Here is a 17,180-nt window from a genome sequence, read left to right on the forward strand (position 1 = left end):
GCAACCTCCTGGTTTTATAGCATTGGTAACGCCCACAATAATGAAAAGTGGGCGTCTTTCACGAATGGATTAGTAACCACTAGACGATTTTTGTTCGCCATGACCTAATGTGGCTAATAAATTACCTAACAAGCTTGACGCACCAAAGCGGAAGTGACGGGCATCAACCCAGTTGTCACCCATAATGCGCTTAGCTAATGCAAGGTATTGAGCTGCTTCTTCCGCGGTACGTACACCACCCGCTGGTTTGAAGCCAACCTCTTTGCCAACACCCATATCGTGGATCACTTGGATCATTAACTCAGCGCTTTCCAGAGTTGCATTTACAGGGACTTTACCTGTGGAAGTTTTAATAAAATCAGCACCTGCTTTGATTGAAATTTCAGATGCTTTGCGGATAAGCGCGGGATCTTTCAGCTCACCCGTTTCAATAATGACTTTCAGTAAAGAACCTGCTTCTGCACAAGCTTCTTTACATGCTTTAACGATATCAAAACCAATTTGCTCATTACCTGCCATAAATGCACGGTAAGGGAAAACTACGTCAACCTCATCTGCGCCATAAGCTAATGCCGCGTTAGTTTCGGCTAATGCGATATCTAAATCATCATTACCATGAGGGAAGTTAGTTACGGTTGCGATACGAACGTCTGGAGTACCCTGCTCGCGTAACACTTTACGTGCTAACGGAATAAAACGTGGGTAGATACAAATAGCGGCTGTATTGCCTTCTGGGCTTTTAGCCTGATGACATAATGCAGTCACTTTTGCATCAGTGTCATCATCATTTAATGTTGTTAAATCCATCAAAGACAGCGCAAGACGCGCTGCAGCGGTTAAATCTGTCATAAAACTCTCCAACGATGTTTCTCAAGCCCTTTTGGGCGTACGCTTAAGGTTAGCGATTAAATTTGTTGGCGAGCGGACTTGGTTCCTTGAAGATGTTGTTGTAACTTGCACTACAACGACAGCTGAGCTCCCTCTCACCGCACTATGCTCACTTCGGCGACCCGTCATTGAGCCTTCGCCATTCCATGAAGTTTCAGCACATCTTATTTGAACACGCTAAGGAACAATTAGATGTGCTTTACGTCACACTAATTAAATGTAACTTGCAAGCAATGACATAAAAATGTGATAAAAATCACAATTTGGTCATTTTCTGGTTTAATGTTACTCGAATAGCGTTTCTAAGTCGTCTTTATAACGTAAAAAAGTGTGATAAATATGAAATGATATCACTATTGACTCTATTCAATACAAATTGTGAAATTTCTTACACAATAAAAGTAGTTAACATTACAGCAGAAAACAAACAGAAAAGAGCAGACAGGTAAAATACCTATCTGCTCTTTATAATCAAAATCAATTATGCAGCAACAACAGCCATTGCGGTTAATGCAAAGAAGAAACCTGCGATTGTTGCACTCATTAAGTTAGAAAGCGTACCCGCTAGCACCGCTTTCATTCCTAAACGCGCCACATCTTTACGACGGTTTGGTGCCATTCCACCTAAACCACCTAGCAATACAGCAACAGAAGAGAGGTTAGCAAAACCACACAGTGCAAAGGAGATGATTATCTTCGTTTGCTCTGATAGTACCATTAGCCCTGAACCCGCAACAATTGCGTCTTCTTTTAGGTATTTACTAAATTCAGAGTAAGCATAGAATTCATTGATAACAATTTTTTGTCCAATAAATGAACCTGCGATGGTCGCTTCACTCCAAGGTACGCCAATAAGGAAAGCAATTGGTGCAAAGATCCAACCTAACACTAACTCTAATGAGAAGTTTTCATAGCCAAACCAGCCACCAATTCCACCAAGAATACCATTAACTAATGCAATCAATGCAACGAAAGCAAGTAGCATGGCACCAACGTTAAGGGCAAGCTGTAAACCTGAAGAGGCACCCGCAGCCGCAGCATCGATAATATTGGCAGGTTTTTCTTCATCCGCCATTTTATCAAGGGCATCTTTTTGATCATCTGGCGTTTCTGTTTCAGGGATCAACAATTTAGCAAAGAGTAACCCCCCCGGAGCAGCCATAAAAGAGGCAGTGATCAGATACTCTAATGGCACGCCCATACTTGCATATCCAGCAAGAACAGAACCCGCAACAGAAGCAAGACCACCACACATAACAGCAAAGAGTTCTGAGGTTGTCATTCTTGCAATATAAGGACGAACAACAAGCGGTGCTTCGGTTTGTCCAACAAAAATATTTGCCGTTGCAGACATAGATTCTGTTCGTGATGTACCAAGTACTTTTTGTAAGCCACCACCGAGAATTTTAATGACTATTTGCATAATGCCAAGGTAATACAGCACGGCAATGAGTGAAGAGAAGAATACGATAACAGGTAGTACGCGTAGGGCGAATACAAACCCTCCCCCGCCAAACAATTCGAACATTTTATCTGATACTAGGCCTGCAAATAGGAAGCTCATCCCATTATTGCCATAATCAATAACATTCTTAACACCATCAGAAATCGCAAGAAGCACCTCGCGACCACCGTCGGAATAAAGAACAAATGCACCTAAGCCAATCTGAATAAGGAATGCGCCACCAACTGTACGTAGTCTAATTGCACGTCGATTGCTGGAAAACAGAATGGCTATCAAGATTAATGTTGCCATTCCGACCAAGCTCATAATGAGTTGCATTGAAGGATCCCTGTTCACATAAAAATTTAATGGATTATCAATAATGCCCTTGCCAGAGCTTATTGACTCTTTTTTGCCGGATAATTATACCTAGTCTGAGAAAAGAACCCTCAATATCCATCACAAATAGAGTCTGAAAAAAGTAACACAAAAGTCACAAATGAGAAGTTGATCACACAAATAAGAAAGAAAGCGCATTTGTTGGATAGGCTAATTAGAAAAAAGACGCTTGGGATGAATAAACCGTATTTTCAATCTTAAATCGAGAGAATAAACGAACACCCTATTCATATTAATAAGATTAAAATAAGGGGTTTTTCATCTTTAGGTGAATCCCATTTTGATTCAATCACTAAGTAATAGTGTTGACTAGGTAATAGTGTTGAGCCCAAATAATTGTAGGCTATTAAGATAGAGTTGCTCTGCTATCGCCTCAGGTGATCCTTGACGTAGCTCACAGAGTTGGGAAAAAATGTTCTGAATTCGTTCAGGGCGATTAGGTTTACCTTGAAAACCATTCACTGGCATATCAGGTGCATCTGTTTCTAATAATAAATATTCTAGTGGTAACGAAGCAATTGCGCGGCGAGTTTTTTGTGCGCGTTCATAAGTAATAGTGCCACCAACGCCAATAAAATAGCCTTGCTGAATAAACTTTTCTGCCTGTTGTTGACTTCCTGCAAAACCATGAATAACCCCTTTGCGAGGCACATCATAACGGCGTAAAAGCGCACTTAACTTATCGTGGGTTTTACGTGAATGTAGGATCACGGGTAAATCACATTCAATCGCGAGTTTAAGCTGTGCAATTAAAAATGCCTCTTGCTTCTCAGACTGAGGGTTATCCATATAGCTATCAAGCCCTATTTCTCCGATAGCTACACAACGAGAAGTTGATTTTAATTTCTGTTCTAATTCCAATAGATGCTGTTCAGTGTGCTCTTCAATATATAAAGGGTGTAAACCCAATGCACAATATAATTGATGGTGATTGTTGGCGAGCTCTGCAACAACATCAAAATTCCAACGTGCAACGGCGGGAATAATGATTTTTTCAACATGAGCCTGACGCGCTAGCGACAAACTGTTGACAATATCATCATAAAAAACCGGAAAATCAAAATGGCAGTGAGTATCAATAAATTTATTCATTCTGAATTTGTCTCACGTCAGGATGTACGCTTCGAGTTCCTTGTTGAATAATAGAAGCCTTCTCCGCTTTATCAGCCTTAGCTTCTTGTTCAAACAAACTAAAGACTTTTTTATCGTGTTGTTTGAATTTTTTCTTAGAAAAGTGTTGACCTATTGTCGCCAGAAAATAGCGGCCACAACGTCTACCTACATGATAATCATGATTTAATGCATTTAAACGACTTCCTAATGCACTAGATTGCAATGTCGTTGGTGGATATATTTCAATAACAACAACATCTTCTGGAGGAGATTGGATAAATTTAATGGTCTCAGTATAGGTTTGGATATGTACTTGAGCCATCGCCATAAAGCGCTGTAAACGGCTATTTTCGAACCATTTCCCCATACGTTCAACCCATTCGGTTGTGTATTGATATTCAGAAGGTACGGTACGAATAACAACAATAGTACGGCAACCACGCCGATAAGCTTCTCTCACAGGAATAGCATCACTAATGCCACCATCATGATAAACAACATCATGAAATAAGACACCATTACGATAAAAAGCAGGAATAGCACTGGATGCTTTAATTATATCAAGCCAAGTTGGTTCATCAGGTTGAAAATAATTGGCCTGAAAATTATCAGAACGACTCGCCACCATATAAAATTCGCGCCCCGTATCAAAACGGCGTAGTGCTGTTGGCATATCAAGAGGCATTTCTTTTGCTGTCGTGTCTATATACCAATCAAGATCGAGTAAATTGCCACCACGGACAAAGCGGATAGGATTAAAGAATTGATTATTGGTTGTATAGCGATTGATAATTTTGCGTGCATATCCACGCTGACCACAGGCAAAAGCAGATAAATTTTGCGCCCCCGCAGACACCCCAAGTAACATATCAAAGGGATCAAATTCTGAACGCATAAACTCATCAAGGACACCCGCAGTAAAAATCCCACGCTGGCCTCCGCCTTCACACACTAAAGCAACTTTACCTTGTGGCAGTGAGGATTGAAATTCGAGTGCCGTAATATTATTTAATGTGACAGGTATATACTTCCCCATAATGTCTCCTTTATACAACTTATCAAAGGATACCCGCACATTTTTTTAACGTCATTACTTTTATATATTAATACAAATAATTTAAATAATATTTTCTTTGAATATAAAAGAAAATCATGTTTATGATTTAATATTTACATCTGAGTCTACGCCTTTAACACCTTCAATTTTTTCAATGAGTTGTAAGATTTTTTCTTCTTGTGCTTTACTATCGACAAAGCCTGAAAGAAAGACATGTCCAAACTCAGTACGAATAGAAATATTCTCACTATCAATATCTTGCATTGGCGATAGCGTATCTTTAATTTTATTAGAAATAGAAGTATCACTTAAATTGTGACCTGTATTTATTCCACTATTATTAATTTCGCTATACCACGATGTTTCAGCTGATACGCCCATACTAACAAAAGCTAAACCCATCGACATGGCTAACGCTAATTTTAGCGTTTTATATTGTTTCATTGCTCTCCCCCGCATCACAATACTTGTGATAGGAAATGTGTGTTTTAATATCTGTATTTTTATGAAGCACTACAAAATTTTAACAATCTAAGCTATTACATTAATAAGCTGTTGTAGTTAAATAAAGCAAAAAATAACAAATAAAGACTAATCCTAATTATTTTATTCTAATTATAACCGATAAAACTATAAAAAAACTTACATATATTTATAAATAAGTATAAAAACGAGCATAATGTTAACAGAAAAAAAAGAGGTTAATTCCAAATGAAGAAGGGCTTTTTGGCAGGATATTAGTGATATACAAAGTAAATTTAACAAAGAAAAACGAAGAAACAAAAAAGGCTATATTAAAAATATATAGCCTTTTCATTAAGTTAAATACTCTAAGTAATTCAAGCTACAACTGTAAGTATGCCAACACTCTTACTCTAAAAGCTACACCTTGAAGCAGAAGAGTAGATACTCTAAATAATTCAAGATGTAGCTAGGCGACAAGCGAATAAGTCGCTAGGAGCATACATCAGTATGTGACTAGTGCGAATGAACGCCGTCAACAACGCTACACCTTGAAGCAGAAGAGTAGATACTCTAAATAATTCAAGATGTAGCTAGGCGACAAGTGAATGAGTCGCTAGGAGCATACATCAGTATGTGACTAGTGCGAATGAACGCCGTCAACAACGCTACAACTTGAAGCAGAAGAGTAGATACTCTAAATAATTCAAGATGTAGCTAGGCGACAAGTGAATGAGTCGCTAGGAGCATACATCAGTATGTGACTAGTGCGAATGAACGCCGTCAACAACGCTACAACTTGAAGTATGACGAGTATCAGTGTTCACGCGTCTGATGAAACTCAACATCAGGATAACGCTCACGTGTTAAATTCAAGTTGACCATCGTTGGTGCGATATAAGTTAAGTTATCACCACCATCGAGTGCCAAGTTTTGTTCATTTTTACGTTTAAACTCTTCGAGTTTTTTCTCGTTATTACATTCAACCCAGCGTGCTGTTGAAACGTTAACGGATTCATAAATCGCTTCAACGTTATATTCACTCTTAAGTCTTGCAACAACCACATCAAACTGAAGTACACCGACAGCACCGACGATTAAATCATTATTTGCCAGTGGTCTAAAGACCTGTACAGCGCCTTCTTCTGATAACTGTACCAATCCTTTAAGTAGCTGTTTCTGTTTTAACGGATCACGTAAACGAATACGGCGGAATAACTCAGGGGCAAAGTTTGGAATACCGGTAAACTTCAGGATCTCACCTTGGGTAAAGGTATCACCAATTTGAATTGTACCGTGGTTATGAAGACCGATAATATCCCCAGGATATGCGTGTTCAACATGAGAACGATCGCCCGCCATAAAGGTTAATGCATCAGAAATCACCACATCTTTTTTGATTCGAACTTGATGCAGTTTCATGCCTTTATCATACATACCTGATACAACGCGTAAGAATGCAACACGGTCACGGTGTTTAGGATCCATATTGGCTTGGATCTTAAAGACGAAACCAGTGAATGTCTCTTCAGAAGCGGTCACTTCACGCATATCTGTTTGACGAGGCATTGGTGCTGGTGCCCATTTTACAAGGCCATCAAGCATATGGTTAACACCAAAATTACCTAATGCAGTACCAAAGAACACGGGGGTTAATTCACCCGCTAAAAATGCCTCATGATCAAATTCATGGGAGGCACCTAATACTAACTCTAATTCATCACGTAGTTGACTTGCTAAATCATCACCAATAGCTTCATCAAGCTCTGGATTATCTAGCCCTTTGATAACGCGAGAATTTTGAATAGTATGACCTTGACCTGTTTGATAAAGATACGTTTCATCTTTCAGAATGTGATAAACCCCTTTGAAGAGTTTTCCGCAACCAATAGGCCACGTAACAGGGCTACACGCAATTTTTAATTCTGTTTCAACTTCATCCATGAGTTCCATTGGATCACGGATATCACGGTCAAGTTTATTCATAAAAGTCAGAATTGGAGTATCACGTAAACGCGTTACTTCCATTAACTTACGAGTACGATCTTCGACCCCTTTAGAGGAGTCAATTACCATTAAACAGCAGTCAACCGCGGTTAAAGTACGATAAGTATCTTCAGAGAAATCTTCGTGCCCTGGGGTATCTAATAAGTTCACTAAGCAATCTGCATAAGGGAACTGCATCACTGAGGTTGTAATAGAAATACCACGTTGTTTTTCCATTTCCATCCAGTCAGATTTTGCATGCTGATTTGAACCACGACCTTTTACGGTTCCTGCACGTTGAATGGCTTGTCCGAATAACAACACTTTTTCAGTGATGGTTGTTTTACCCGCATCGGGGTGGGAAATAATGGCAAAAGTTCTACGACGAGCAACTTCTTGCTGAAAAATAGGATTAGACATCAATGGTGATCTTCTGGTTGATAGACGAGAGAATGTAAGACACTGATATATTGCTATAAATAATAATTAAAGTGACTATAAAGACATTCAACCCGTAAGTTAATCGTAATTGGCGCTTATTTTCGCCTATCTTGTCTGTATAAACAATCAATGGTTACTATTTTATCTACTTGAGAGAGTGATGCCTAGTGTTTGAAAAAATTAATCACGCCTATTGCCTTATAGATAGAGCAGCCTTGTTTTCATTGATACTCTCAATACCTATGTTTGCTAAACATTTCACAAGCTGCTTTTATGAGCTATCAATAAAGTAAAGAGTTAGCCTCTTTATTTTCGGTTAAAATCTAGAGAGACATAAAGAGCTAAATAAATACATCTCTATTTACATTTAATTTTGTCTATATTTAGAGACAAGTCACTTTATTTAAAACAAAAAATAATACTCAATTTACTTATTTTAAATACCATTCACCTTTTTAACACCGTTATAATCACCTAATGTTTTAAAATTAGACGATGACAAAAGTGAAATTACCTTGATGAATTTACATTAAGTAAGAATAAAGATAAATTTAAAACAAAAATAATAAAAAACAAAACATTTACACATCGAATAAAATAAAAAACGCCCAACAGAAGGCGTTTTAAATTTAACTTAAATAAAGATTTAATTAGAAAGAAATAGGATAAGCCATGATAATCGCATCCTCATTCCCTGTCTTTGTGGGGTAATAGTTTTTTCGTTTTGAAACAAAATTAAATCCTATGGATTCATAGAGATTGAACGCTTTTTCATTAGATTCTCGCACCTCTAACCACAAGGTGGTTATATTTTTTTTCTCAAGTGTTTCAATCAGTTCTAATAAAAGTGCTTTACCGTAACCTTTCCCTTGATAATCAGGATGAATGGCAATATTAAAAAGTGTTGCCTCATCTAATATTAATTGCGTAATTGCGAAACCTACAATAATATTATCAATGCAAATTTTTAGATTAAAATAATGACTACCTTGGTTACTATAAAATGTTTCTTCACTCCAAGGGAATGAATGACTTAATTTTTCAATTTGCCATGCTAATGGTAAATCAGCAGGGTTTAAGAGTGAAATGGTCTTCATATTGAGAGATTTGTTTCCAAAGATCGCGTTTTGCATCAGCATCAAAATATAACTGATGTAATGAAGGGCTTCTCAGAGAAATATATTCAGAGGGAAGTATGAGATCAGTGCCTAATAACCAGCAGGGAAGATCAAATGATTCTGTGAGCATGCTCACATCATCTGTTGTAATACAATAGATTTCGTCTTTATCTATCCCCATGGCGCTAAAAATATCAGAGAAAAGCCCGTTATTTAGATCAACGGTATCATCAGTAATGATAAGTAAACGTGTTGTATCCGGAAATTGAACAGAATGCTCGCCTTTTAACACAGCAGGCTTACGAAGTACCCACTGACGAATTCCAAGTTGGGATAACATTCTGTCTTTACGGCTCATTATGCTTACCTATCAAGTGTAGAACAACGGTACATAGTATCAGAGGGCATAAACTACGCCAATAAATAGCGTCGGTTTCTTTATATCTGATATCATGCGTCTTATGTTTTTTAAGGAGTAATAATCATAATGTCCTCACTGTCCCCTGCTAGCGAAGTTATTCTTCGTCACCTAGATCATTTCGCAGACAGGCATGTACTTATTGCAGGTGATCTTCAAGATACTTTCGCAGCGCAAATTCAGGCGAAAAGTGTCAGAGCATATACAAACCAATATCACCAGTGGCTACCATTACTAAAATCAATGGGTGATAATGCACTCTTTGGTTTAGTTGCAGATCAATCCTTTGTGAAATATTGCAATACCTTGATCTATTTTTGGCCTAAAAATAAAAATGAAGCCACTTTCCAACTGCGTAGCCTTTGCTCTAACTTACAAGTGGGTACTGAAATCTTTATCGTCGGTGAAAACCGTAGCGGTGTAAAAAGTGCCACAGAATTAATGAACGGTATCGCTAAACTTAAAAAAATAGATTCAGCGCGCCGTTGTAGCCTATTTTTTGGTACTCAAACATATCAAACCCTATTTGATCGTAATAACTGGTGGCAAACTTATCGCCATGATGATCTGACTGTAATGGCTTTACCCGGTGTCTTTAGTCAAAATGCATTAGATGATGGTAGTCGTTTATTACTATCAACGTTTGACGATGCAATGGTTGGGGATTTACTGGATATGGCATGTGGTTGTGGTGTTCTTGCCACTGTACTTGGCAAGAAAAACCCAATGTTAAAACTCACACTGTGTGATGTGAATGCAGCGGCAATTTCTTCTAGTATCGCCACCTTAAACGTGAATGAATTAGAAGGTCGCGTCATTGCAAGTAATGTCTATTCAGCCGTTGAAGAAACTTATGATTGGATAATCTCAAACCCCCCTTTCCATGATGGTTTAGGGACAAGCTATGCCGCCGCTGAAGATATCATTCGCCTTGCCCCAAATTATCTGAAAAAAGGGGGTAAATTACGCATTGTAGCGAATTCATTTATCCCTTACCCGGATATACTGGATCATGTATTTGGTTCTCATGAAGTGCTTGCATCAACAGGTAAATTCAAAGTTTACCAAGCAACCAAGAAAGAGTAATCACAAGCCCTGTTATTTATAACGGGGCTTTATTTTTAGGGAAGGTTTTAAGTCATCATTCAAGGTATTTTATTTTTCATCTCCAGAATAATTTATTGAAAAAATAATTGACGCTAAAAATAAAAAGCATAAAATCCGCTTCCTGTCTGAATGCGAGAGTGGCGGAATTGGTAGACGCGCTAGCTTCAGGTGTTAGTGTTCTTACGGACGTGGGGGTTCAAGTCCCCCTTTTCGCACCAAACAGACAATGTATAGAAATTAATTGAGTAAGACTGCGAGGATGGCGGAATTGGTAGACGCGCTAGCTTCAGGTGTTAGTGTTCTTACGGATGTGGGGGTTCAAGTCCCCCTCTTCGCACCACTCAATCACTCTTCTTTTTTTCCTGTAATAACATCTCGTCGATGACTTGCTAAATATTCTATTCTCTATCCATGATACGCAACCACCAGTGTCATCAAACTGTAGGTTAATACAACACCTGCGGGGATCATTACCCACATCTGTAATTTCTTATGGAATAGCATCAAGGTTGATAACAGCATTGAAACGACTAAAACCAGCGTAAAGGCGGATGTTCCTACAATAGAATGTGTGAGTACGGTTACTAAAGAAGAAACCGCTAACATTTCCCATAAACTAATGCGAGATGTCCAAGATGTCACTGAAGATATACGTGTTGGTTTAGCCATAATAACCTACCACTAATGATAATGATTTTCATTATTATATATAACACCTATATCAAATCAACTTATATAAAGAAAAAAACTTGTTTTATATCCTTATTTTTTAAATGGTTATGTCTCTCTTTTAATAGAAGAAATAAAAATGCCCTATCATGTTTCCACGATAAGGCAATTAATTTTATTATGTTATTGTTATAGGCAATAACCGAAATTAAGCGTTATTTGGCTCAATAAAATGAAAGACTAAATGAATATCTTCAGGCTCTCTTTCATAAAGTTCAGGATCAGGTGTATCAATTAAACGACACCCTAAATGCTGATAAAAATTTACGCTATTTTCAGAAGGTGTTGATGAAATATATAACCCATCAGCTCCTTTTTGCTTCGCATATTCCACACAATAATCAAATAATATTCGTGCTAAACCTTGCCCACGTTGCTGATGGCTGACATGTAAAAAAGAGAGTTGAAGTAAAGTGCCATTTTGACCTCGTTTTTGCGGATCAACACTCGCAGCTGCAACTAGTTGACCTTGTTCAAAAACGCCCCAAAAAGGCGCACCTCGGTCAAAACTTTCGAGTAAAACAGGCGTATAGTGTTCTGCTTCACCTTCTGGCCAACCTTTCATATCAAAGCGTTGCGCTGTTAAAAGCAACGTTCCTTCTTTTAAGACATATAGCTTTTCAATAAGCTCAGTTCGATCAATTTCCCATACTTGTGGAATTTCATTTCGTGTTAATTGACGAATAATATATTTCATAATTAAAGATTAACCTGTTCTGATGATGATTCACTTCGTTCTAGTGCGTGATAAGCCACAGCACAGAACAAGGAATTCAACCGTTTCATATCACCAAGCAAACTGGTATGCAGAGAACTGGTTTCAATACTTTGCATATTATGCAAATGAAGACGTTCAACATGTGCAAACGAGTAACGCTGATTGAGTAAACGGAAACGATGTTTTGCTCGACGTAATTTACGAGCATGTTCCATGTTGCCGGAAACAAATACCGACATCGCCAGATTCAGATTACTTTGCAGACGCTCAAGGAGTGTCTGTAATTCACGACGTCCTTCCTCCGATAAAAATAAGTGGTGATTTAAACCTTTGCTCACCACTTCAGCTGACATACGCGCAATAATAGCGGATGATTGTTGTAAATTCATCGCTGTATCAATAATTTCAGCCCAACGTCGGGAATCTTCAGTTCCTAGATCATGCTGTTGAATTTGAGCCATATACAATTTAATGCTGCTGTGAAGTAATTCCACCTCTTCTTCTAGCTGGCTAATTTCCCTTTTTTGCTGACGATCGCCTTCCATTAATGCAGTAAAACGTTGCAGCATTTGTTCTATTACATCACCTAATCGTAGTGACTCTCTAACCGCATTAGCAATCGCCAATGAAGGCGTATCAATAGCTGATTGATCTAAATAACGCGGCGCCATTTCAGATCCCGTCACAGGTAATTCAGGAATAAGTCGCTGACATAATTTTGCCATTATGCCTACAAAAGGGATCATCAAAATACAGCGAGCAAGATTATAAATAACATGAAAATAGATAACGACTTCAGCGGGTGAAAATCCATATTGCTGAATTTTATTTGCAATGAGGGTTATCCAAGGTAAAACCAATAAAGCGCCAATTAATTTAAAAAATAAGCTTCCTAACACCACTTGACGCGAAACAACACTTTGCCCTCGGCTACTCATTAAGGCGAGTAATCCACTCCCAATATTAGAACCAATCACAATGCATAGGCTGATATACAAAGGCATTAGCCCTGTTGCACTCAATGTCGCAGTTAATAACACTGCCGCAAGACTTGAGTAGCTTACCATCGCAAATAAAGCACCAACGAGAAGAGCTAAAATGGTATCTCCACTTAATGAAGTAAAGATAGCTTGTACCGCACTGGCATGAGTAATTGGCTCAGCTGAGGTGACTATCAGTTGTAAGGCTAAAATAATTAAGCCAAGGCCAATGCCTACTCGCCCTAACTGCCCTACTCGCTCTTTTTTACGGCTTAGAAAAGTGATCACCCCGATAAGGATCAGAAGTGGAGATAGCCAAGAGAGATCAAACGTCAGCACACGCGCCATAAGTGCAGTACCCACATCTGCACCTAGCATAATAACAAGTGCGGGTGTAATCGAAATCAGTCCTTGTGTCACAAAAGAGATAACCAAAAGTGCCGTCGCATTACTGCTTTGGACTAATGCCGTTACTCCCACCCCCGCGAGGAAGGCGTTGGATTTTTTATTAATACTTTTACCTAAAATTCGGCGTAAATCGGAGCCAAAAACACGCATAATACCTGTACGAACAATATGAGTTCCCCAGACAAGAAGCGCAACCGATGAGAGTAAATGAAGCAGTGTCAGCATAGAAAAAAGAACCTTATTTTTATCGTTGTTTGTTTGACTCTGTTCTCCTTCAATCTCATAAAAAAGAGAAAGACCATGAGCAGATAAACTATCTGAAAAAGATTTTTTGCTGGTAATGCCTGAACAAAAATGGATGTTATTAGGCAAAAAGATATTGCAACTTAAGTGCAATAATCAATGGAGAAATTGAGAATTTTGTATGAATAAATGTGTAATTTCGATTAATTATAACAGAAAAGTGCTAATTTTCAAAATTAGACTATAAATAACCTATTGATTTATTATCACTTTATCGACATAAGATCGTATAAATAAAAAAACGCGACTAGAGGGTATCTCTCTAAGTCGCGATAAAATACAACAAGTTTAGTAAGGCAATTCGACTACAACTTCAGACAGACTATAAATTTAACGGGAACTTATTTCAGACCCATCGCGTCACGCATTGTGAAGAATAAGTCTGTTTGGTCAGTTAACCCAACCACATTCGCCGCATGTGGACCATAAGCGGCAACACGAAGTTGTGAGCCAGTGTGTTCTTGTGACTCTTCTTCTGAGTTACCGTAGTTCACTACCATCACTGCACCATCTTTAGTGATCAGCGCTTGAGTTAACCCGCTTGATTTCACGTCCGCCTCAATAATTTGGCTTGAATGAGCATGATCAGCAGTTACGATAATCAAGGTGTCGCCGTTTTGTTTAGCAAAATCTAAACCGATTTGTACCGCTTCATCTAATGCAACCGTTTCACCGATTTGTCCGCAAGGATTCGCATTATGATCTTGCTTATCGATAGAGGCGCTTTCAACTTGTAAGAAGAAACCATTTTCATTCGTTTTCAGTAAGTCGATCGCTTTTTTAGTCATTTGTGCCAGTGTTGGCGCATTTGGATCGAGTTTAGAGTTAGGTTTGCACTCTAGAGGTGGATTATTTAAATTACCATGATACGTGGCTTTAGGGCCTTCCCAAGCCACAGCCATATTTCCTTCATGGAACAAACCCAGTACTGGCTTATCTTGGTTCGCAAGCGTAATTGCATCAAGTGATTTTGCATCTTTCACGATTTGATAACCACGCTCAATCGCTTGTTGCTCTAACGTTTTGCCTTTGTATTCACCCGCGGCAGCGGTTTGAGCAAAACTTTTCGCACCGCCCCCTAATGTAACATCTGCACGAGTGACTAATAATTGCTCAGAGATAGAACCTCTGCCGCCATTCTCTAATGCATTGGTTGAGCATTTTTCTAACGTTTCAACAGGGCCATAACATTTGCGTCCTGTTACATGCGAGAACAGCGCTGCTGGTGTTGCATCTTGAATTTCTGATGTTGTCACGTTCCCAGTAGCCTTTCCATTAGCTTTTGCTAATTCCAAAATAGTTTGGTGATCCTTACCAAACACATCAATCCCTAATGCACCATTATAGGTTTTGACACCCGAAGCCCATGCTGTTGCAGATGCAGCGGAGTCTGTGACATAGTTAGGTTTTTGTGTTTTTCTATCTAAAGCATAGTGTGTGTATTGACCCGTAATAGGTAAGGCATCGATACCTTTAAAGAAACCACCAGCACCTTCCGCATAGTTACGCGCAACAGTAATTTCCGAATCCCCCATACCATCACCAATAAAGAGGATCACATTTTTTGCTTGGTTATTATGTAAAGCTGCTTTTAATGCCTCAGTTTGATCCTGGGTCATACGGCGAGCACCGCCAAATTCCGTGATATTACCTTTTGCTGCACGATCTTGTGCCAAAATTGCATCAGCAGCAACGGGAGCTGCAAAAGAAGAGAAACTCGCACCAGCCAATAGCGTTGTTACAATAATGGATAAAATAGAACGTTGGTAACGATGAGACATAGCTTTTTCCTTGCACTCTAAAATAAAAAACAGGATTCATGTTTTAAGTCAGGAAAAGCTTACGGCTGTTAAATGACAAAGAAATGAAGAGTAAAAGTGATTTAGATGACACCTTTATGACAAGTTGATGACAAACAAAAAGCTTATACCGCGAATGCATGTATAAGCTTCTGTTGGATTAAAACATATTATTAAGGCGTGGTATTAAGACGCGCCGTTAAATTAGTCATTCTCTTGGGTTAATGCTTTTGCCCCCAAATACAGGGTTTCACACCAAGAAATATAATCATGTCCACTCGCCATTTCGAGTGATTTAACAGGATAACCTTTTTGTTCTAAAACCTGTTTAAGATGACGATTATTATTTAAAATCCCCCCCTTATCACCACGACTTTCAAATAACCCCGCCTCTAAAAAAAATTGTAGTGGCTTTTTATCTGCTTGCTCAAATTGTCGAATAAGCCACTCAGGCTCTTCATTTTCAGGCGCCCACCAATAAGAGCCAGACATACTCAGCACTTTACCAAAACGATCAGGGCGATTAAATGCAACCCATGAAGATGCTAACCCGCCATAACTTGAGCCTGATACAATCGTCTCTGTTCCCGATACGTCAATCCCTTTCTCTTGTTCTAGCCAAACAAAGAGTTCATCTGCCAAGAAACGATAAAAATCAGGATTTGGTGGCAATTCAACACTACGGCGATCGCTGTCAATACTATCAACAAATAAGATCATCATCGGTGTCAATTTACCTTCCTCGATCTGTTTATCAAAAAACCGATCAATACCATATTGACGACGATAAGTTTGACCATCAAATAATACGAGGATCCGTGGTGTTTCCATTTTTTGTGCTGGCAGATAAAGCGCTATTTCACGATCATTATTTAAGATCTCACTGTGAAAACGAACAATCTCTGTCTTGCCTTTCATTGTTCTATCAAGAATATCGGGTAATTGACATTCACGTTTACTGTCCAAGGACAATAAAGAAAAGTGATTATAGATATCCTCAGATTGACTTGGCGAATTTTGAGAATTCAACGGATCGGCTTGTGCGGTGGTTAAAATCGCACGACGTTGCTCAAAAGGCTCTGAATTTTTAATAACAGGTACATCAGGTGCTAATTTATATTGCATTAGTGTATCGTTAGGAACGATATAACTACGGTACCAAATATCACTATTTGCTAAATGGGTTAACGGATCATGATTACCATCGGGTGATCCCAATAAATAGACATTCGATTTCGCGCCTCGCCATAAAAAGGTAACTAACTTTTTGTCATTATCATAAGGCTCAATCAGGGGAGCACCTTCCTGATGAACTTGTTGCCAAAACGCCTGAATACGTTGTTGATTTAGTTGTTGAGCAAGTGTTTGTAAACGGGGACTAACAGGGGCAATTCCCGCATCGTTATCTAACGGCTGATAAGGTTGTGTTGTTAGCGTGAATTGCCACTGCTTTTTAGCTTCGCCCTGTGCAACCAATTGATAATTCGCAGTTTTAGGTAATAAAAAACGTACTTTTTGCTGCCCATCAGAAGGAATATCTTTTAATAAACTGCGAATATGAGTGCCATCTTGTTTCTCTAACCGTAGGTTTTGTATCCCTTTTATGTTTAATTCAACATAACGCTCACGCTCTAAATGAGCAGCAAAACACAGCGTATTGTTATTATCAAACTGGCCTGTTATTTCTTTGCCTTCCGTTACGGCTAAACAATTAGCAAAACTGGGAAAAGAGGCCATCAACGCGCATATCATCAGAGGAATTCTCACTTTATTATTCTCGTTATAAACTATTGTGATAAACAATAGTAAT

General features: G+C 38.7%; 14 protein-coding genes and 2 tRNA genes. 3 read left to right on the forward strand and 13 right to left on the reverse strand.

Annotation, left to right across the window (positions count from 1 at the left end):
- Positions 1–69: 69 nt before the first annotated feature.
- The 8 genes from deoC to SB028_RS16475 all read right to left on the reverse strand — a co-directional run bounded on the left by deoC (position 70) and on the right by SB028_RS16475 (position 9,266).
- Positions 70–849: a deoxyribose-phosphate aldolase gene (gene deoC / locus SB028_RS16440; RefSeq protein WP_069369721.1), complete on the reverse strand. Its 780-nt coding sequence runs from the start codon at positions 847–849 to the stop codon at positions 70–72.
- A gap of 520 nt (positions 850–1,369) precedes the next feature.
- A complete protein-coding gene (locus tag SB028_RS16445) occupies positions 1,370–2,671 on the reverse strand; it encodes a NupC/NupG family nucleoside CNT transporter (protein WP_069369722.1) in 1,302 nt (433 codons plus the stop codon).
- A gap of 369 nt (positions 2,672–3,040) precedes the next feature.
- Positions 3,041–3,823: a TatD family hydrolase gene (locus tag SB028_RS16450; protein WP_069369723.1), complete on the reverse strand. Its 783-nt coding sequence runs from the start codon at positions 3,821–3,823 to the stop codon at positions 3,041–3,043.
- Entirely contained in the window at positions 3,816–4,880 is a 1,065-nt protein-coding gene (locus tag SB028_RS16455; protein ID WP_069369724.1) for a patatin family protein, read from the reverse strand. Before SB028_RS16455 ends, SB028_RS16450 begins: the two co-directional genes overlap by 8 nt.
- Before the next feature lie 120 nt (positions 4,881–5,000).
- On the reverse strand, positions 5,001–5,345 hold the full coding sequence (locus SB028_RS16460; protein WP_069369725.1) for a BON domain-containing protein: 345 nt from the start codon (positions 5,343–5,345) through the stop codon (positions 5,001–5,003).
- Between the two features lie 834 nt (positions 5,346–6,179).
- Entirely contained in the window at positions 6,180–7,769 is a 1,590-nt protein-coding gene (prfC, locus tag SB028_RS16465) for a peptide chain release factor 3 (protein WP_069369726.1), read from the reverse strand.
- Between the two features lie 671 nt (positions 7,770–8,440).
- A complete protein-coding gene (gene rimI, locus SB028_RS16470) occupies positions 8,441–8,887 on the reverse strand; it encodes a ribosomal protein S18-alanine N-acetyltransferase (RefSeq protein WP_023582914.1) in 447 nt (148 codons plus the stop codon).
- A complete protein-coding gene (locus SB028_RS16475) occupies positions 8,856–9,266 on the reverse strand; it encodes a DNA polymerase III subunit psi (RefSeq protein ID WP_069369727.1) in 411 nt (136 codons plus the stop codon). The genes rimI and SB028_RS16475 overlap by 32 nt, the downstream gene beginning before the upstream one ends.
- 129 nt (positions 9,267–9,395) lie before the next feature.
- On the opposite strand from SB028_RS16475, the gene rsmC reads away from it, so the two are divergent.
- The 3 genes from rsmC to SB028_RS16490 all read left to right on the forward strand — a co-directional run bounded on the left by rsmC (position 9,396) and on the right by SB028_RS16490 (position 10,773).
- Positions 9,396–10,412: a 16S rRNA (guanine(1207)-N(2))-methyltransferase RsmC gene (gene rsmC / locus SB028_RS16480; protein ID WP_069369728.1), complete on the forward strand. Its 1,017-nt coding sequence runs from the start codon at positions 9,396–9,398 to the stop codon at positions 10,410–10,412.
- A 152-nt stretch (positions 10,413–10,564) separates the two neighbouring features.
- A tRNA-Leu gene (locus SB028_RS16485) sits at positions 10,565–10,651 on the forward strand.
- A 35-nt stretch (positions 10,652–10,686) separates the two neighbouring features.
- A tRNA-Leu gene (locus SB028_RS16490) sits at positions 10,687–10,773 on the forward strand.
- Positions 10,774–10,838: 65 nt separating this feature from the next.
- On the opposite strand, the gene SB028_RS16495 is transcribed toward SB028_RS16490, so the two are convergent.
- The 5 genes from SB028_RS16495 to SB028_RS16515 form a co-directional block, all read right to left on the reverse strand.
- Positions 10,839–11,102 carry a DUF1435 family protein gene (locus SB028_RS16495; RefSeq protein WP_069369729.1) on the reverse strand — a complete coding sequence of 88 codons (264 nt, stop codon included), beginning with the start codon at positions 11,100–11,102 and terminating at the stop codon, positions 10,839–10,841.
- Between the two features lie 208 nt (positions 11,103–11,310).
- Positions 11,311–11,859, reverse strand: coding sequence for a GNAT family N-acetyltransferase (locus SB028_RS16500; protein ID WP_069369730.1), 549 nt, complete (start codon positions 11,857–11,859; stop codon positions 11,311–11,313).
- A gap of 2 nt (positions 11,860–11,861) precedes the next feature.
- A complete protein-coding gene (locus SB028_RS16505) occupies positions 11,862–13,493 on the reverse strand; it encodes a Na/Pi cotransporter family protein (protein WP_069369731.1) in 1,632 nt (543 codons plus the stop codon).
- A 419-nt stretch (positions 13,494–13,912) separates the two neighbouring features.
- Complete coding sequence (gene phoA / locus SB028_RS16510) at positions 13,913–15,352, reverse strand: alkaline phosphatase (protein WP_069369732.1); 1,440 nt, start codon at positions 15,350–15,352, stop codon at positions 13,913–13,915.
- Positions 15,353–15,574: 222 nt separating this feature from the next.
- Positions 15,575–17,107, reverse strand: coding sequence for an alpha/beta hydrolase-fold protein (locus SB028_RS16515; protein WP_248619987.1), 1,533 nt, complete (start codon positions 17,105–17,107; stop codon positions 15,575–15,577).
- Between the last annotated feature and the right edge of the window lie 73 nt (positions 17,108–17,180).

This window comes from Proteus vulgaris (genome assembly GCF_033708015.1).
Classification (GTDB): domain Bacteria; phylum Pseudomonadota; class Gammaproteobacteria; order Enterobacterales; family Enterobacteriaceae; genus Proteus.